Origin of the sequence: Arthrobacter castelli DSM 16402 (genome assembly GCF_000430705.1) — a bacterium.
Classification (GTDB): Bacteria; Actinomycetota; Actinomycetes; order Actinomycetales; family Micrococcaceae; genus Arthrobacter_C; species Arthrobacter_C castelli.
This window is the reverse complement of record NZ_AUMN01000003.1, coordinates 146,253-162,737: the sequence shown is the minus strand read 5'-3', so window position 1 is coordinate 162,737 and position 16,485 is coordinate 146,253. Positions and strand designations below refer to the sequence as shown.

General features: G+C 64.9%; 18 protein-coding genes. 5 read left to right on the top strand and 13 right to left on the bottom strand.

Going from position 1 to position 16,485, the window contains the following annotated elements:
• Positions 1–33: 33 nt before the first annotated feature.
• From H535_RS0105270 to glmS, 4 genes are all read right to left on the bottom strand, one after another.
• A complete protein-coding gene (locus tag H535_RS0105270; RefSeq protein WP_026818725.1) occupies positions 34–1,611 on the bottom strand; it encodes an NAD(P)H-hydrate epimerase in 1,578 nt (525 codons plus the stop codon).
• Between the two features lie 9 nt (positions 1,612–1,620).
• Positions 1,621–2,004: a holo-ACP synthase gene (locus tag H535_RS23605; protein ID WP_051298572.1), complete on the bottom strand. Its 384-nt coding sequence runs from the start codon at positions 2,002–2,004 to the stop codon at positions 1,621–1,623.
• A gap of 40 nt (positions 2,005–2,044) precedes the next feature.
• A complete protein-coding gene (locus tag H535_RS0105260) occupies positions 2,045–2,878 on the bottom strand; it encodes a SurA N-terminal domain-containing protein (RefSeq protein ID WP_026818724.1) in 834 nt (277 codons plus the stop codon).
• Positions 2,879–3,153: 275 nt separating this feature from the next.
• The gene (glmS, locus tag H535_RS0105255) at positions 3,154–5,043 is read right to left on the bottom strand and encodes a glutamine--fructose-6-phosphate transaminase (isomerizing) (RefSeq protein WP_026818723.1); all 1,890 of its coding nucleotides are present in this window, start codon (positions 5,041–5,043) and stop codon (positions 3,154–3,156) included.
• 103 nt (positions 5,044–5,146) lie between these two features.
• On the opposite strand from glmS, the gene coaA reads away from it, so the two are divergent.
• The 3 genes from coaA to mscL all read left to right on the top strand — a co-directional run bounded on the left by coaA (position 5,147) and on the right by mscL (position 7,646).
• Positions 5,147–6,121 (top strand): type I pantothenate kinase, encoded by a 975-nt coding sequence (gene coaA / locus H535_RS0105250; RefSeq protein WP_026818722.1) that lies wholly within the window; start codon positions 5,147–5,149, stop codon positions 6,119–6,121.
• Complete coding sequence (locus H535_RS28240; RefSeq protein ID WP_155838548.1) at positions 6,118–7,128, top strand: M15 family metallopeptidase; 1,011 nt, start codon at positions 6,118–6,120, stop codon at positions 7,126–7,128. The genes coaA and H535_RS28240 overlap by 4 nt, the downstream gene beginning before the upstream one ends.
• A gap of 113 nt (positions 7,129–7,241) precedes the next feature.
• Positions 7,242–7,646: a large conductance mechanosensitive channel protein MscL gene (gene mscL, locus H535_RS0105240; protein WP_026818720.1), complete on the top strand. Its 405-nt coding sequence runs from the start codon at positions 7,242–7,244 to the stop codon at positions 7,644–7,646.
• A gap of 234 nt (positions 7,647–7,880) precedes the next feature.
• On the opposite strand, the gene glmM is transcribed toward mscL, so the two are convergent.
• The 8 genes from glmM to H535_RS0105200 form a co-directional block, all read right to left on the bottom strand.
• Entirely contained in the window at positions 7,881–9,230 is a 1,350-nt protein-coding gene (gene glmM / locus H535_RS0105235) for a phosphoglucosamine mutase (RefSeq protein ID WP_026818719.1), read from the bottom strand.
• Positions 9,231–9,438: 208 nt separating this feature from the next.
• Positions 9,439–9,948, bottom strand: coding sequence for a 30S ribosomal protein S9 (gene rpsI / locus H535_RS0105230; protein WP_026818718.1), 510 nt, complete (start codon positions 9,946–9,948; stop codon positions 9,439–9,441).
• Positions 9,949–9,986: 38 nt separating this feature from the next.
• Positions 9,987–10,430 (bottom strand): 50S ribosomal protein L13, encoded by a 444-nt coding sequence (gene rplM / locus H535_RS0105225; protein ID WP_026818717.1) that lies wholly within the window; start codon positions 10,428–10,430, stop codon positions 9,987–9,989.
• Between the two features lie 311 nt (positions 10,431–10,741).
• On the bottom strand, positions 10,742–11,404 hold the full coding sequence (locus H535_RS0105220; protein ID WP_026818716.1) for a response regulator: 663 nt from the start codon (positions 11,402–11,404) through the stop codon (positions 10,742–10,744).
• Positions 11,401–12,720: a sensor histidine kinase gene (locus H535_RS0105215; protein WP_211236527.1), complete on the bottom strand. Its 1,320-nt coding sequence runs from the start codon at positions 12,718–12,720 to the stop codon at positions 11,401–11,403. Before H535_RS0105215 ends, H535_RS0105220 begins: the two co-directional genes overlap by 4 nt.
• Positions 12,721–12,787: 67 nt before the next feature.
• Positions 12,788–13,693, bottom strand: coding sequence for a hypothetical protein (locus tag H535_RS23600; protein ID WP_051298570.1), 906 nt, complete (start codon positions 13,691–13,693; stop codon positions 12,788–12,790).
• Positions 13,683–13,856: a hypothetical protein gene (locus H535_RS28895; RefSeq protein WP_155838546.1), complete on the bottom strand. Its 174-nt coding sequence runs from the start codon at positions 13,854–13,856 to the stop codon at positions 13,683–13,685. Before H535_RS28895 ends, H535_RS23600 begins: the two co-directional genes overlap by 11 nt.
• Positions 13,857–14,010: 154 nt before the next feature.
• Entirely contained in the window at positions 14,011–14,769 is a 759-nt protein-coding gene (locus H535_RS0105200; protein WP_026818714.1) for a class I SAM-dependent methyltransferase, read from the bottom strand.
• 365 nt (positions 14,770–15,134) lie between these two features.
• Here H535_RS0105200 and H535_RS0105190 point away from each other — a divergent pair, with 365 nt between their 5' ends.
• Both H535_RS0105190 and H535_RS0105185 read left to right on the top strand, forming a co-directional pair.
• Positions 15,135–15,497, top strand: a complete 363-nt coding sequence (locus H535_RS0105190; RefSeq protein WP_026818712.1) for a VOC family protein — start codon at positions 15,135–15,137, stop codon at positions 15,495–15,497.
• A gap of 104 nt (positions 15,498–15,601) precedes the next feature.
• Entirely contained in the window at positions 15,602–16,135 is a 534-nt protein-coding gene (locus tag H535_RS0105185) for a GNAT family N-acetyltransferase (RefSeq protein WP_026818711.1), read from the top strand.
• Here the strand turns inward: H535_RS0105185 and H535_RS0105180 are convergent.
• Positions 16,126–16,398 (bottom strand): hypothetical protein, encoded by a 273-nt coding sequence (locus H535_RS0105180; protein ID WP_026818710.1) that lies wholly within the window; start codon positions 16,396–16,398, stop codon positions 16,126–16,128. The two genes, H535_RS0105185 and H535_RS0105180, sit on opposite strands and share 10 nt — an antisense overlap.
• Positions 16,399–16,485: the final 87 nt, after the last annotated feature.

Below are 16,485 nucleotides of genomic sequence, written 5' to 3'. Positions count from 1 at the left end.
TGCGGCCGGCAGTGGTGCCGCCAGGCCGCGTGCTTATTCATCCCCATGGTGAACCGAGATGAACACCTGGCCAATAAGTTTACTGATGTCCGAGGCTGCTATCGGACCGCCGCGAGAGGCAAGCGCCGCGGCCCGCCCGTGAATGCTTGCGGCCATCGCGGCAAGCACCGCGAACCGGTCCGATCCGTCCGTCTCCAGCGACGTCCCGCCCGCCTCCAGCGGCGACGCGCCCGTCTCCAGCGGCGACGTTGCCTGCGGCGCTTCGGCGAAGGTCGCTGCCAGCGCGCCAAGGATACCGGCCAGCGTGTCGCCGCTGCCCGCCGTCGAAAGCCAGCTGGTGGACTCGCCCTGGCTGAACAGGGACCCCGACGGCGAAGACACGATCGTGGTGGCGCCCTTGAGCAGCACCGTCGCGCCGGTCAGGCCGGCGGCCAACCGGGCATGCTCTGCCGCGGAGGATTCGATGTCGGTGCGGTCGGCATCCACGCCGTGGGCGGCCAGCACGCCGGCCAGTTCGCCCGCATGCGGGGTAAGGACGACATGCGGGCCAGGATTGTCCGGCAGCAGCGGCAACGCGCTGGCATCGACCACCGTGGGCAGACCCGAGGCAATGGCGTCGCGGGCCCGCTGAAGCTGCCCGTCGTCGTCGCCGATTCCCGGGCCGACCAGCCAGGCCTGCACGTGCGACTCGGCGACGCTGTGCTGGCTGCACACCACTTCGGGAAGCCGGGCGTTGATCAGGCGGGCGACGGGTTCGGGGCCAAGGTAACGGATCATTCCGACGCCGGTGTCCTGCGCGCCTTGTGCCGTGAGCAGGGCCGCACCGGGATATTGTGCAGAACCGGCGACTACGCCCAGCACGCCGCGGGAGTATTTGTGCGCGGAGGCCGCCGGTGCCCCCCACAGTCTTGCCAGATCCGGGGACTCCAGGCGCCGCACGTCAGGTGCGGGCAGTTGGCCTTCGATGCCGATCGGCACGGTGTGGATCCGCCCTGCATGGTGCGCGCCGTCGCCAATCAAGAGACCGGACTTCGCCGCCCCGAAAGTAACGGTCAGGTCGGCTGCAAGCACAATGCCGTCAATCCGGCCGGTGTCGGCATCCATTCCGCTGGGCAGGTCGCACGCCACCACCAGCGGCGGGGAGGCCAAGGCTTCCACCAGCGATGCCGCCGGCTCCCTCAACCCGCCATATCCCCCGGTGCCCAATATGCCGTCGACGACGACGTCGGCGGCGGCGCACAGCCGGGCGGCTTCTTCGGAGGTGATGGCATTGCCGGCACGGGTGTCGCCAAGCGTCCTGACCCGTCCGCCGGCATGCTCAAAGCTGCGCAGCGCCTCCGGGTGGGCGCGGCTGGACGTGAGGACCGCCGTCGTGCCCATCCCCCGCCGGCTCAGCCGTGCGGCAGCAAAGAGTGCATCGCCGCCGTTGTTGCCACTGCCGGCCAGGACCACCAGCCGGCCACCGTAGACGGGTTTGCCAGTCCGGATCAGCTCCCGGGCGACGGCAACCGACAACCCGTGCGCCGCGCGCTGCATTAGGGCACCGCCGACGGTCTCCAGCAACGGCGCTTCCGCATCCCGGACCTGGGGGCCGGTGTAGGCGCGGATCATGTCCGCCGCCTACTTCTCTTCGCCGGCGATCACATCGCCCTTGGCGCCTTCGGCAACCACCATGGCGGTGGCAATATTGCCGTCATGGCTGATGGATAAATGCCAGCGCCTCACGCCCTTGGCATCGGCGGCGGCAAGTACCGTTCCCTTGACCTCGACCAATGGGCTTCCGGCCTCGTCCACACCGATCCAGCAGTCCTGCCAGTTCATCCCGGCGGGGGCGTCGAGGGCCTTGGCCACTGCTTCCTTCGCCGCGAACCGTGCCGCCAGCGAGCGCAACGACAAGTCGCGCTCTGCCGGGACAAACAGCCGGTCCTTCAGGCCCGGGGTGCGCTCGAGCTGACGGCCAAACCGGGGCAGGTCAACAACATCTACGCCGATACCTACGATCATGGCTCAATGGTACGTGTTGACCGCCCCGGTCGTTGGCGCGTTACAGATTAATGGATACCTTGGCGTCCTTGCGCAGGTCCTTCACCAGCGCCTGAGTTGCCTTGGCTTCCTTCTGGCTCTTGACCTGGTCGGCCAGCTGGCCCTTGACCTTTTCGAAGGACGGGAGCTTGCCTTGGCCACTGCCGCCGCCCATTTGGGCCTGCTGCGCCTTGACCTTCTTGTAGGCGTCCTTCAGCTCTTTCTCGGTGGGATCGAGGTTGCCGGTTTCCTTGCCGATGAGCTCTTCGACTTCCACCTGAGTCTCGATCTGCGAGGTGACCTGCTTCTCGCTCATGCCCTGCTTCTCGAGGGCGGCCAGCAATTTGTCGGTCGACCCAACCTGGTTCGATTTGGCCAACTCCTTGAGTTTGCCCTGGACATCCTTCTCGGACGCCTCGATACCCCGGTCTGCCGCTTCCTGGATGAGCAGCTCGGTGCCGACCATTCCGTCGGCGACCTGGTCCTTCAGCTTGTCCTGGTCGACCTTCTGCCCGGACATCTGGGACTGCATGGCCATCCGCTGGAACTGACTCTCGTACATCTTCACGAATTCCTTCTTGGGAATCTTCTCACCGTTCACGGTGGCGACGACGGAGGGTATGCCGGACAGATCAGGCTTGGGCATCTTGGGTTTACCCGACTGGCTCGACTGGCCTGACTGGCTCGACTGGCCTGACTGGCTCGATTGATTCGACTGGCCCTCTGCGCTCGGCGCCGGGACGCTCTGCGATGTCTCGGGCTTGGACTCTTCGGCTCCGGTCGATCCATTGCCGCATGCGGCCAGGACTGACACGGACGCTGCGAGCGAAACGCTCAGCAACCACTTCTTACTCAATACATGCTCCTTGCGGGTGCGATTTCGACTCACGCCCCACGGTAGTGGCCGAGTTTGATAGTTCCACCCTCAAAGACTGGGTAAACACTGGAAAGTATATCCTGCTCAGGGCCATCGACGCCGAGGTAGCGTCCGGCCCGCCAGGTAGCGGTTTGCAACGGGCTACCTCACGGCTAACACGCTACCTCGGCGCGGAAACGGCCCGAAACGGTGCGGGCCGGGGCCGGAAACCCGCGCGACCCGACGGGTACGGACCCGCCCCGCCGTCGCCGCCGTTACTCGACGGTGACGGACTTGGCCAGGTTGCGCGGCTGGTCGACGTCGTACCCCTTGGCCGAGGCCAGCTCGCACGCGAAGATCTGCAGCGGCACGGTCGAGAGCAACGGCGCCATCAGCGTCGGCGTCTGCGGAATGTAAATCACATGGTTCGCGAACTCCCGCACCGCCTCGTCGCCCTCTTCGGCAATCACAATGGTCGATGCCCCACGGGCGCGGATCTCCTGGATGTTCGACACCACTTTGGCGTGCAGCGAGTCGCGGCCGCGCGGCGACGGCACGACGACGAACACCGGCTGGCCTTCCTCGATCAGCGCGATCGGCCCATGCTTGAGTTCGCCGGCAGCGAAACCCTCGGCATGGATGTACGCCAGTTCCTTGAGCTTGAGGGCTCCTTCCATGGCCACCGGGTAGCCGACGTGGCGCCCCAGGAACAGCACGGACTTCGCCTCCGACATCGAACGGGCCAGCTCCCGCACGTCGTCGACTCCGTCCAGCACGTGCTGGACCTTGTCCGGCATCTCGCCCAGGTCGCGCATGATCTCGGAGATTTCGTCCTTGTACTTATTCCCGCGCAGCTGCGCCAGGTACAGCCCGAGCAGGTAGGTGGCGGTGATCTGGGCGAGGAATGCCTTGGTGGAGGCGACGGCGATTTCCGGCCCGGCGTGGGTGTAGAGCACGGCGTCGGATTCCCGGGGAATAGTGGAGCCATTGGTGTTGCAGATCGCCACGACTTTGGCGCCCTGCTCGCGCGCATGGCGCACGGCCATCAGCGTGTCCATGGTCTCTCCGGACTGCGAAATGGCCACCACCAGCGTCTTCTCGTTCACAATCGGGTCCCGGTAGCGGAACTCGTGTGCCAGTTCCACCTCGGTGGGAATCCGGCACCAGTGCTCGATCGCGTATTTCGCCACCGACCCGGCGTAGGCCGCCGTGCCACAGGCGATCACCACGATCTTGTCGATGGAACGCAGCACCGACTCGTCGATCCGCAGCTCATCGAGGATCAGCCGTCCGCTCTCGTCCGTGCGGCCCAGCAGGGTCTGCCCGACGGCGCCGGGCTGCTCGTTGATTTCCTTGGCCATGAAGGAGGGATAGCCATCTTTCTCGGCCGCGGCGGCGTCCCAATCGACCCAAAACTCCCGGCCCTGGCCCTCGGCGCCGAAGAAATCGGTGATGGTCACGTCTTCGGGCGTGATGGTGACAATCTGGTCCTGGTCGAGCTCAACGGCCCGGCGGGTGAAGTCGATGAAGCCGGACACGTCGGAGCCCAGGAAGTTCTCCCCTTCTCCCAGGCCAACCACCAAAGGTGAGTTACGGCGGGCGGCGACGACGACGTCGGGCTGGTCTGCGTGCACGGCCAGCAGGGTGAACGCACCCTCCAAACGCTGGCAGGCCACCTGCATGGCCTTGGTCAGGTCGGAGACCTGGTTGGCATAGATGTCGCCGAGCAGCACCGCTGCCACTTCGGTGTCCGTCTCGGAGCTGAACTGGTAGCCCTTGTCCAGCAGCTCGTGCTTCAGTACGGAGAAGTTCTCGATAATTCCGTTGTGGATCACGGCCAGCCGGTCGGAGTCGGCCAGATGCGGGTGGGCGTTCTGGTCAGTCGGTCCGCCGTGGGTGGCCCAGCGGGTATGCCCGATGCTGGTGGCCGCGCTGGGCAAGGGGGCGCTCTGCAGTTCGCTCAGAAGGTTGTTGAGTTTGCCGGACTTTTTCCTCGCCTCGACTCCGGAACCGGCGACGACGGCGACACCGGCCGAGTCATAGCCGCGGTACTCCAGGCGGCGCAGCCCCTCAAGCACTACATCCAGCCCGTCCTGGCCGGATCCGCTGGTTCCGTCAATCGCATTTGCGCCGGCCCGGCCGACGTAACCCACAATTCCACACATGGGTTCAAGAGTACCTGCGACAGGGCCACTACGCGTGCCGGCAGGCAGGCATGCTGTCATCCGGCGTTGGAGTTTGGTCCTTCAAGACGGCAGAATGCCTTAAGTGAGACCCGAGTCCAGGAACAACAGCAATGGCGGTGAGAGCAATTTCACCCCGTTTGTGGAATTGGACCGGCAGACATGGTCGCGCTTGTCGACAGAGATTGAATCGCCGCTGAACCAGGCCGACGTCGACCGGTTGCGCGGCCTGGGAGACCCTCTGGACCTCGATGAGGTGCGTGAGGTCTACCTGCCACTGTCCCGGTTGCTGAACTTGTATGTCGGCGCCGCCGGCCAACTCCATGCGGCCACCACCACGTTCCTGGGCGAACAAACCACCCGCACGCCGTTCGTCATCGCCGTGGCCGGTTCTGTCGCCGTCGGCAAGTCCACCACAGCGCGCGTGCTGCAGCAGCTGCTGCGCCGGTGGCCGGACACTCCCAACGTCGAGCTGGTCACCACCGACGGCTTCCTCTACCCCAACGCGGAGCTGAAACGCCGCGGACTGATGGAGCGCAAAGGATTTCCGGAGTCGTATGACCGCCGGCGGCTGCTCCGTTTCGTCAGCGAGGTGAAATCCGGCGCCGAAGAAGTCCGCGCGCCCTGGTACTCGCACGTCACCTACGACATCGTCCCCGGCAAGGAAGTCGTGGTCCGCCGCCCCGACGTGCTGATCGTGGAGGGGCTGAACGTGCTGGCGCCGGCCCGGATGCGCCCGGACGGGGTGTCGGGACTGGCCCTGAGCGATTTCTTCGATTTCTCGGTCTACGTGGACGCGAAGACGTCGTACATTGAGCAGTGGTATATCGAACGGTTCCAGTCGCTGCGGTACTCGTCCTTCTCATCGCCCGAGTCCTACTTTCACCGGTACGCCAATCTATCCGACACGGAAGCGGAGCAGACCGCCCGGGGGATTTGGAAATCCATCAACGAGCCGAACCTGCGGGAAAATGTGCTACCGACCCGCGGCCGCGCCCAGCTGGTGTTGACCAAGGACTCCGACCATTCCATCCGACGAATGCTGCTGCGGAAGACATGATGCGTTCGACCGGTTATTTTCTGCGGGCAGCTGCCGCTTGGACGACGACGGCGGCACTTGCCCTCTCATTGGCCGCCTGTTCCGGGCAACCGGAGGACGAGGCGTCCCCCGAAGCGACGACGGCCGCGGGAACCACCCGCCTGGCTTCCCCCACGCCAACAAGCACCGGCCCGGCTTCCGCCACCGACGCTGCTTCAGCCCAATCCGGTGCCGGTGGCGACTCAGGCCATTCCGGTGCCGGTGCTGGTCCAGGCCAGGGTCCGGATCCAGGCCGCAGCTCGAAACCCGCCCCCACCGGCTCCGCTTCTGCTTCGGGCTCCACGTCACCGCCCGGCAAGCCGGAATCAGGCTCCGCGGCCGGATCCACCGGTCCACCAGTGAGGAACGCCGAGGCGAACGCCCGGTTCGTGACGGTCAACAATCCCTCCAGCCTGTCCGTCGTCGTCAATAAGCAGCGCCCGCTGCGTCCTCTGGACTATGCGCCTTCCGCACTGGTGGTCCCGAAGGTGAGCCGGGCGGTCAGCGGCGAAGGCGCGCAGCTACGCGACGATGCGGCCAAGGCGCTCCAAAAGTTGTTTGCGGCCGCCGCTAAAGACGGCATCAACCTGACGATGCTGAGCGGATACCGTTCATACGAGACGCAGGTCGCCACCTACAACAGCTGGGTGGGGAGGCTCGGAACCGTGGCGGAAGCCGACCGGGTCTCGGCCCGTCCCGGTTATTCGGAGCACCAGACCGGGCTGGCCGTCGATATTGGCGTGGCCAGCGGCGCATGTTCGTTGCAGTACTGTTTCAACAACCTTCCGGCGGCGTCCTGGGCGGCTGACAACGCATACAAATTCGGATACATCGTTCGATACCAGCTGGGGTACCACAAGGTCACCGGGTTCTACGCAGAGCCATGGCATCTCCGCTTCATCGGCAAACAGGCCTCGAAGGCCATGCACCGGCAGGATATCCATACCCTGGAGAAGTACTTCGGGCTGCCTGCTGCGCCGTCGTACTAACCCCGGGCTGCTGCGCGGTGCGAAGGTCGGGCGAATGTGCCGTTTGCGATTAACCATCGTCGTCACGCGATGATTCAGCGAAGCCCTGCTTTGGCATGAAGTACTCTATTGCCATGATTCAGGGATTCAAAGCATTCATTATGAAAGGCAACGTCGTCGACCTTGCCGTCGCCGTGGTGATCGCCGGGGCTTTCTCACTGGTAGTGAATGCCGTGGTGGAACGCGTCATCATGCCACTCATCGCCGGGATCTTCGGCGCACCCGATTTCGATAACGTCCTGGCATTCCAGGTGGGGTCCAACCCGGAAAATATCGTCTCTATCGGCGCCGTCCTCACCGCCGTGGTGAATTTCATGCTTGTGGCCGCGGCCATTTACTTCATCATTGTGGTCCCGATGAACAAGATGATCGAACGCCGCAACGCACGCCTTGGGGTCACCAATGAGGACGAAGCAGTCGACCAGCAGGTCGCACTCCTCACGGAGATCCGCGACGAACTCCGCGCACGCCAACCGTGAGTTGAACCTGGAGAAGCGAACCACAGGCCGGACGCCACAAGCCGGACGACTTTGCTCCGGTTTGGGACATTTGACCGTGCGCGCCGGGTGCAAAATGTCCCATAGCGGAGCATTTACGATTCTGTAGGTGCCTCACCCGGGCCCAGCCGGTATGTGAGCGCCTCATGTCGCCCGCGGGGTGCCCTGCCGGCGGGGTGCCCTGCGGCGGGGTGCCCTGCCGGCGGGGTGCCGCTGTCAGGCCAGGGCCAGGTGCGTCTGCACCGCCGACGCCAAGTCGTTCGCCACGCTCTCGGCCGTGGACAGTTCCGCGGCCTCCACCATGACGCGCACCAGCGGCTCCGTCCCGGAGGGGCGCAACAGCACACGCCCGGTGGCCCCCAACTGCTCCTCGGCGGCCTGAACGACGTCGCGCAGTCCGTCGTGGGAGGAGACCCGGGTCTTGTCCACGTCGGTGACGTTGATGAGGACCTGCGGCAGCTTTGTCATCCGCTGGGCAAGCTCGGCCAGCGGCTTGCCCGTCGCCGCAACCTGGGCGGCCAACTGCAGGCCGGTCAGCACGCCGTCACCGGTGGTTGCGTACTCGTTGAAGATCAGGTGGCCGGACTGCTCGCCGCCGAGGGAATATCCGCCCTTGCGCATCGCTTCGAGCACGTAGCGGTCCCCCACCGCGGTTTCCTCCACGCGGATGCCGGCGTCGGACATCGCCAGCTTCAACCCGAGGTTGCTCATCACCGTTGCCACCAGGACTTCGTCCTTGAGGGTGCCGGCATCGTGCAGGGCGACGGCGAGGATGGCCATGATCTGGTCACCGTCCACCTCGTTGCCAAGATGGTCGACGGCCAGGCACCGGTCGGCATCGCCGTCGTGGGCAATACCGAAGTCCGCGCCGTGGCCCACGACCGCCTTCTGCAGCTGGTCCAGGTGTGTCGACCCGACCTCGTCGTTAATGTTCAGCCCGTCCGGCTCGCCGCCGATCACTAACACCTCGGCGCCGGCGTCCTTGAACACCTGCGGCGAGCAGCCACTCGCGGCGCCATGTGCGCAGTCGATGACGACCCTCAGACCGTCCAGGCGCGACGGCATGGTGGAGAGCAAGTGGACAATGTAGCGATCTTCGGCATCGGCGAACCGGGAGATGCGCCCGACGTCGCCGCCGAGCGGCCGTGGTTTCTCTTTGCTCAGCTGCGCTTCGATGGCGTCTTCGACGGCGTCGTCCAGTTTCTGCCCACCGCGGGCGAAGAATTTGATCCCGTTGTCCGGCGCCGCGTTGTGGGAGGCGGAAATCATCACGCCGAAGTCTGCCTTGAGGTCCGCGATCAGGTAGGCCGCAGCGGGAGTGGGAAGCACGCCTGCGTCGTACACATCCACACCGGCGCTGGCCAAGCCGGCGCCGACGGCCGCACCGAGGAATTCCCCGCTGGCCCGTGGGTCCCTGGCGATGACGGCTGTCGGCCGTCGTCCATCCGTCACGTTCTGGTGCCCCAGGACAGCAGCCGCAGCCTGTGCCAGTTCGAGAGCCAACTCAGCTGTGAGCAGGCCGTTGGCCAATCCTCGGACCCCATCGGTCCCAAACAATCTAGACATCGAACCCCATCATATTGGAATGCTCCGGCGGTGCATTCTCTTCGAACCTATGCCGAGCCACCTGCCGGATCCAGTCTCTTTACCGAACCGGTATCGTTCGGTCCCGCCACCGGAATGCCGGCACCACCGCACCCGGGCGGGTGCGGCCAAGGCAAAAGCCCGCCCGGAGCGGATCCAGACGGGCTTTGCAGCAGCACTTCCGCCGTATTTAGCGCTTCGAGTACTGAGGTGCCTTGCGGGCCTTCTTCAGGCCGGCCTTCTTACGCTCGATGACGCGGGCATCGCGGGACAGGAAGCCGGCCTTCTTCAGGGTCGGCCGGTTGTTCTCCCGGTCAATCTCGTTCAGTGCACGGGCGATGCCGAGCCGCATGGCTCCGGCCTGGCCGGACGGGCCGCCGCCATCGATGAGGGCGATGACGTCGTAGGCGCCTTCCAGTTCCAGCACGCGTAACGGGTCGTTGACTTCCTGCTGGTGCAGCTTGTTCGGGAAGTAATCTGACAGCTCACGGCCGTTGACCTTCCAGTTGCCGGAACCGGGAAGCAACCGCACGCGGGCAACAGCCTGCTTGCGGCGCCCGACAGCTCCACCGGGAACGGTCAGCGCGGGACGCTCAGCGGCCGGTGCCGCTTCGGCTTCCGCGGCGCTCTCGGACGTGTAGCTGGTGGGTACTTCTTCGGAAGTCGGTTCAGTCGTCTGCTCTTCAGTATTCTGAGCCACGATTCTCCTTAGTTAAAAGTTTGTGTTGGTGGCCAGGACTACTGGGCGACCTGGTTGATCTCGAACGTCTTCGGCTGCTGCGCGGCGTGCGGGTGCTCCGCGCCGGCGTAGACCTTCAGCTTGCTCAGCTGGTCTGCGGCCAGCTTGTTCTTCGGCAGCATGCCGCGGATAGCCTTCTCCACAGCGCGGACCGGGTTCCGGTCGAGCAGCTCTTCATAGTTCATGGAGGTGAGACCGCCCGGGTAGCCGGAGTGGCGGTAGGCCCGCTTCTTCTCCAGCTTGGAGCCGGTGAGGGCCACCTTCTCGGCGTTGATGATGATGACGAAGTCGCCCATGTCCATATGGGGTGCAAAGGTCGGCTTGTGCTTTCCGCGCAGCAGTGTTGCGGTCTGGCTGGCAAGACGGCCTAGGACAACGTCGGTGGCGTCAATGACGTGCCACTGGCGGTTAATGTCGCCTGGCTTCGGGGTGTACGTACGCACGGTAATTGCCTTCGTTTGGTGTTCTTCGATGGCGCAGCATACAAAATACCTATGCAGCGCCCGTTACTTATGCGCTACCGGAACTTCAGGTGAGGGCTGAAATACAACCGGCGATCCCTTGCTTGGTTCCGGCTGGTTTCCGGTGGATTCGCGGTTCTGCAACTAAACCTCCACGGAGCGCAGCGTATCGAAACAGGACACGCACAACGACAATAAATCGTAGCGCGGAGCATGGTTGAAGGGCAAACCGGCCCGCATGCAGGCGGGCCAATCGGCACGACGGCGGCCACCGCCCGTGGCGGCCGGCAGAGTCATTTTCCCGGTTCGACGAATCCTGATTCATACGCGGCGATAACCGCCTGCGTACGGTCCCGCACTCCCAGCTTGTTCAAAATGGCGCCAATGTGAGTTTTGACCGTTTCGGCTCCAAGGAACATCAACCCGGCGATCTCCTGATTATTGCAGCCCTGCGCCAGCAGCCGCAGCACCTCCGCTTCCCTGCTGCTCAATCCCGTGGTCGACAGGGCATCGGAGGTGTTGCGCCGGGCAGCCACCATTTGCCGCAGCTTGGCCGGGAACACGATGGAATCGCCGGCAGCGACCGCACGCACCGCCTGGATCAGCTCGTCGGGCTCGGCACGCTTGAGCAGGAACCCGTCCGCGCCGGCCTTCAACGCCGCGTACACGTAGTCGTCACTTTCGAACGTGGTCAGCACCAGGATCCGCGGCACCGGGTCCAGCCGGTGGGCGTTGTCCACCAGTTGCGAAGTGGTTTCGATACCGTCCATCCGCGGCATTCGCACGTCCATCATCACCAGATGGGGTCGCCGCGCCCGCACTTGTGACCACACTTCGGTGCCATCGGCCGCTTCACCCGTCACGGAGAAGTCCTCGACTCCGTCCAGGATGGCCGCCAGCCCTGAACGGACCAGCGGTTCATCATCGACCAGCAATATGCGAATCGGTTCGTTCATTCTTCCTCCTGCCGACTGTCCGTGAGCGGGAACCCGGCGCGCAGCTTCCACCCGCCATCGTCCATTCCCACCTGCGTTGTCCCGCCGGCCAGCCGCGCCCGCTCTCTCATACCTTCCAGCCCACGTCCTCCCGACGGACGGGCGGCCGCCGTGGCGTCGACCGGATTTGCCAGTTCGATCCGCAGCCAGGTTTCGTCGAGGCCGATGCTTAGCTCAGCGTCCTGCGGCCGGGCGTACTTGAGGGCATTGGTCAGGCCCTCCTGCAGCACCTTGAAAGCGGGGCCGGAGGCACCTGCCGGTACGGAAGCCAGCACAGCTTCGTCGTAGCGGCGGGTGATCTGCAGCCCTTGTTCGTCCAACCGGTCCAAAAAGCCTGGTAAGTCCTCCAAAGTTTCCGCCGGGCCAACCGGACGGCTTCCGCCGTCGTCGCCGGTTGAGCCGGTGCTACCGCCGCTGCCCTCGCCGGCCCCGCCGCCCTCGCCCTCGCTCTCGCTCTCAGAGCGCAGGATTCCAATCACATGATCCAACTCAGCCAGTGCCGCACGCCCCGTATCGGCGACCGCCTGCATCGCCCGTGCCGCGGCGTCCCGGTCCCGGTCGAGCATGTCGTGGGCGGCCGTCGCCTGCAAGGTCGTCACCGTCAGCGCGTGCCCCACTGAGTCGTGCAGTTCGCGGGCGAGTTGGTTACGCCGCGCCTCCGCCTCGGCTTGCTGTGCCGCGAGCGCGGCCCGCTCGGCCGACGTCGGCCCCAACATGATCTGCGCCCAGTGCGGCAGCGCGATACCGGCCAGGATATTGAAAATTGTCAGGCCCAACCCCAGCCCCAGCGACCACAGCACCGCCGTCGTTGTGTCCGCCGAAGGTACGACGACGGCAGTCACTTCGGTGACCGTCTCCAGATCACCGGCCAGGGTAAGCAACGCCACGGTAATGATGATCGGAATGGCGAAGGCCACCGTCACGATAGTCAGCGCGCCGGATATCAAATGCACCACGTACCAGGCCGCGCCCCGCCACCGCCTGCCGCCGGCCATACCGTTCACAGGAGCTGCCAGCTGTACGCCCAGTAACTCGGCCACCGCCGTCCGTTCCAGCGCCCGTGTCGCGGAGAGCAACGCCGGCACCACCAGCAACAGCACGAGAACGGCGAAGGCCACCACCCCGCTTGCCGGGTCGAACGCCGAGACTTGCGTGGCCCAGACGAAAACGACGATGTACGGCACGGAGAGCAACGCGCCAATCATCAGGAAGACAAAGTGCCTGAAGATCCGCGTCGCCCGCTGCGCCGGGTTTTCCCTGCGAGCCCCTCGCCGCACTGTGTTTTCCCTGCCGAACCTTCGCCGGTGAGCCATGACCTTATTGTCACCTATCGGGTGGCCGGCGTCAGCTATTGAGCCCACACCTGGCGCAGCCACCCCGCCGCTTCAGGTAATAGGCCAACGCTGCTGCCGCGAGCAGCGGACCCCACGCCGGCCACAGCAGAGCCGGGGCGAGCGTGCCCCAATTGTTCCAATCGAACGGGATGGCCCCTGTCATTCCGGCTGCTGCAGCACTCACCATTTCAGCGCCCGCCGGAACCACGATGAGCGCCACGAAACACGCGGGAATGACGGCCAGCATGACCGGGACGCTGCGGCCGCCGATGGCCGGGACCCAGCGGGGAAACACCGCTCCCCATTGCTGGTTCAGGCCGAACGTCAGCACTGTCCCCAGCGCCGCCATTGAGGCAAGTCCCAGTGCTGCGTAGTTGCCGCCGCTCTGATGCAGCGAGTCCAGGAATTTCTGCTCAATTCCCAGCGGAATCCCTGCCGCCCAGGCGAAGCGGAAGATCGCGTACAGCGCGGGGATGACCGCCGCGGCAATCGTCACCGGGGTGCCCCAGCGCCAGGCTTTGGCGGCCGAAAACCATCCGACGCCGTCGTGCCTGCGCCCGCACCTGATGCACGCTCCGGCAGCCTTCCGGACAGCGGCAGCGGCGGTCAGGACCCACAGTCCGGTCCCCAGCAGCAGCACCAGTTGATGCCCCACGACCGGCCACCCCGCTTGAAGGCCTTGCAGGGCTGCGGGATCGAAGATCGCCTTGAAGATCACAAAGGGGATGTAGCCAGCCAGCGCCAGAATCTTGCTGTCCACGATCACCAGCAGCACGAGAGCGGCATAGGCCGCTGCGAAACTAATTGCCGCAGCGGCCAGTGGACGACGTCCACGACTGGTGTGGACGGCGGCCGCCAGCACCGCTCCGACCACCGCCAACGACGGCAGCAGGTAGGTCAGGATGTCACCCCACACGCCACTGAGCGGCTCCGGGCCCGATATAACGGCCGCGCTGGTCAGCGGTATTCGCCCGCCGGTCGACGGCGGCCGCGTAGCCGAATGCCGCCAGTGCAGTAACCAGCGGAACCGAGGACATAAGGCGGTCGGTGGTGGATGATTTCATGTTCAAGGTAGTCATGGAACCAGTCTTGCCAGCGCCGGGCGGCGGCAACTCCCCCGCCAGTGCCCGCCCGCTCCCCTGTTTGGGGGAATTTGCTGGTTTTCCCGTCTGCCACGCGGCTCCGTATACGAGCACCCTGAACGCTGCTTGGGCTCCCGGGCCGGCCTGTTGGCTAACCGGACCTGCGTGCCTCGATGAGGTGGCGAGTGGAGTGGGCGACAAACGGGCCTTCGTTCTCGATGAGGTCGTGAAGGTCCCGCAGACGTTCCCGATATGCCTCAACAGAGAAGCCGGGAACCCACCACACCACTTTGCGCAGGAGAAAGACAACCGCGCCCACATCGTGGATCTCGATGCGCAGCCGTGCTTTCCTCAGGTCCACGATGTCAAGGCCGGCTTCCCCCGCTGCGGCTGCTTCGTCCTCCGGGTCCCGGCCGCGCCGCGCCTCCGGCTGCGGACCGAGGAAGTACTCGATGAGTTCGAAGGCGCTGGCAGGGCCCACATGCTGGGCAAAATAGCTGCCGCCAGGGCGTAGTACACGGCGAATCTCATCCCACCAGACGGTGGCGGGGTGACGGCTCGTCACGAGATCGAAGGCGCCGTCCGCGAAGGGCAGCGGCGGCTCATCCGGATCCGCCACCACCGCGACCCCGCGGGGGTGAAGGAGTTCAGTTGCCTTCGCAATGTTGGGCGGAAACGATTCGGTGGCCACCGCCATCCGGGGAACAACCGGGGCCCGGGCGAGGACCTCGCCTCCTCCGGTCTGAATGTCCAGGGAAGCCTCGGCTCCGGAGAGTCTTTGCCCCAATAGTCGCGCGTACCCCCAGGGCGGGCGTTCCTCAGTTGCGTGCCCCTTCAGCCAGGAGAAATCCCAGCCGGAGACATCCACTGCCTCTGCCTCGGCTATCAGCTCCTGGAAGGACGCGCTCATATACTCAGTATTCCAACGGTCCCGGCACGCCCTCTACGGAGCCACCTTATGCACCAGCTGGATGGGATGCTGGCCGCGGCAGCATCCGGTTCAGCGAGGCCGAGACCAAACTGCCCGAGCGACATTTCGATTTTCACCGGCACATGATCGCTTGTCCGGAAGGTCTCCGTGAACCCGAAGTGTGCGTAGAACTCTGCAGACCGCTCACAATCCCTGACGAAAAGAATCACCTGTGGATCGCTGAATTGCATCCTACGAGATTACTGCGGCGCTCCGGAGGGCACAACGATGACGGACCGATTGGCGCCTGCGCTTTTGAACTCGAGGCCTTGTGCGGCCGAGGCGGCAGGACAGACAATGATGTGATGCAGATCTCTAGAACGATTATTGTCCTGGACGCGGCCGAACTGGGGCCCGTGAGCTCCTTTTGGTCTCAACTGGTCGGAGGAACCGTCGAAGCCGATGACGACGACTGGCACACGGTTTTCGTCGATAGCCAGCCGTGGATGGGCGTCCAGCTCGCTCCGAACCATATCCGGCCGCAATGGCCGGACGGGACGCCGCAGCAGATTCACCTCGACCTGTACATCAAGGATCTCGCCGCCGCCCACGAAGAGACTATGGACCTTGGCGCCACACTGCTGCAGGAGGCGGACGACCCGGCAGCGGATGAGGGGTTCCAGGTCTACGCGGACCCGGCCGGACATCCCTTCTGCCTCTGCTGGTAATGGCCGGCGTCGCCCTTGGAAATCGACGACGTCGTCCATGGAAACCGGCGGGCACGGACGGTTTACCCGTGGCTGGCAGACATTCCTCCTGCTGTAATGGAACCATGATCCGCGCTGCCAATGAGGAAGACGTCGTCCTCGTCCACGAAATTGAACGGGCAGCTGGTGCCGCCTTCCGGGAGATTGGAATGGCGCCTATCGCCGATGACGAGACACCGCCGGCCCGCATCCTGCACAAGTATCAACGCGCCGGGCGGATGTGGGTTGCCACAAATGCTGTCGGACGGGTCGTCGCCTATCTTCTTGCCGACATCATTGACGGCAATGCGCACATCGAACAGGTCTCGGTACATCCGCATTTCGGCCGGCGGGGCTTCGGCCGGGCCCTCATTGAAGCCGTCGCTGCGTGGGCACGGCAGAAAGGCATGTCTGCGCTGACGTTGACGACCTTCACCCACGTGCCGTGGAATGCACCGTATTACGAACGCCTTGGCTTCAGCGTCATTCCGGGCGCCGATTTAGGCCCGGGGCTGCGGGATATCCGTGGGCGTGAAGCCACGGTCGGCCTCGATGCCTGGCCGCGGGTGGCAATGTGCCGCCCCGTGAAGTCTATCGTCGCGGTCGGGTTTCAAGGGTAGCTTGAATCATTCGCCAGCCGGGCGGCCCGCCTGTTGAGATACTTCTGCTGCTGGAGGTTGGTGGTGCGCCGTGCCGCAGCACGGTAGCTTTCCCGGGCGGCAGAGGGGTCGCCGGTCATCTCCAACAGGTGCGTGCGGACAGCGTGGAGCCGATGATCTTCGGCAATCAACGTGTCGCTGACCAGTTCCTCAAGCAGCGCAAGCCCGGCGTCCGGGCCCCGGTGCATGGCCACGGCGTGATCCAACGCCCGCAGTGCTGCCATCGTGATTCAACGGGCAAGCCCCGGCCAGGAAAATGAGCTGCGCATCGCCGCGAATAGACGCTGCATAGGTATACTTCGCCGCATCGC

Excerpts from the sequence above, each read along its gene's own strand:
- H535_RS0105270 (WP_026818725.1), bottom strand. The coding sequence starts at position 1,611 with ATGATCCGCGCCTACACCGGCCCCCAGGTCCGGGATGCGGAAGCGCCG.
- H535_RS23605 (WP_051298572.1), bottom strand. The coding sequence starts at position 2,004 with ATGATCGTAGGTATCGGCGTAGATGTTGTTGACCTGCCCCGGTTTGGC.
- glmS (WP_026818723.1), bottom strand. The coding sequence starts at position 5,043 with ATGTGTGGAATTGTGGGTTACGTCGGCCGGGCCGGCGCAAATGCGATT.
- H535_RS28240 (WP_155838548.1), top strand. The coding sequence starts at position 6,118 with ATGATGCGTTCGACCGGTTATTTTCTGCGGGCAGCTGCCGCTTGGACG.
- mscL (WP_026818720.1), top strand. The coding sequence starts at position 7,242 with ATGATTCAGGGATTCAAAGCATTCATTATGAAAGGCAACGTCGTCGAC.
- glmM (WP_026818719.1), bottom strand. The coding sequence starts at position 9,230 with ATGTCTAGATTGTTTGGGACCGATGGGGTCCGAGGATTGGCCAACGGC.
- H535_RS0105220 (WP_026818716.1), bottom strand. The coding sequence starts at position 11,404 with ATGAACGAACCGATTCGCATATTGCTGGTCGATGATGAACCGCTGGTC.
- H535_RS28895 (WP_155838546.1), bottom strand. The coding sequence starts at position 13,856 with ATGACTACCTTGAACATGAAATCATCCACCACCGACCGCCTTATGTCC.
- H535_RS0105200 (WP_026818714.1), bottom strand. The coding sequence starts at position 14,769 with ATGAGCGCGTCCTTCCAGGAGCTGATAGCCGAGGCAGAGGCAGTGGAT.
- H535_RS0105190 (WP_026818712.1), top strand. The coding sequence starts at position 15,135 with ATGCAGATCTCTAGAACGATTATTGTCCTGGACGCGGCCGAACTGGGG.
- H535_RS0105185 (WP_026818711.1), top strand. The coding sequence starts at position 15,602 with ATGATCCGCGCTGCCAATGAGGAAGACGTCGTCCTCGTCCACGAAATT.
- H535_RS0105180 (WP_026818710.1), bottom strand. The coding sequence starts at position 16,398 with ATGGCAGCACTGCGGGCGTTGGATCACGCCGTGGCCATGCACCGGGGC.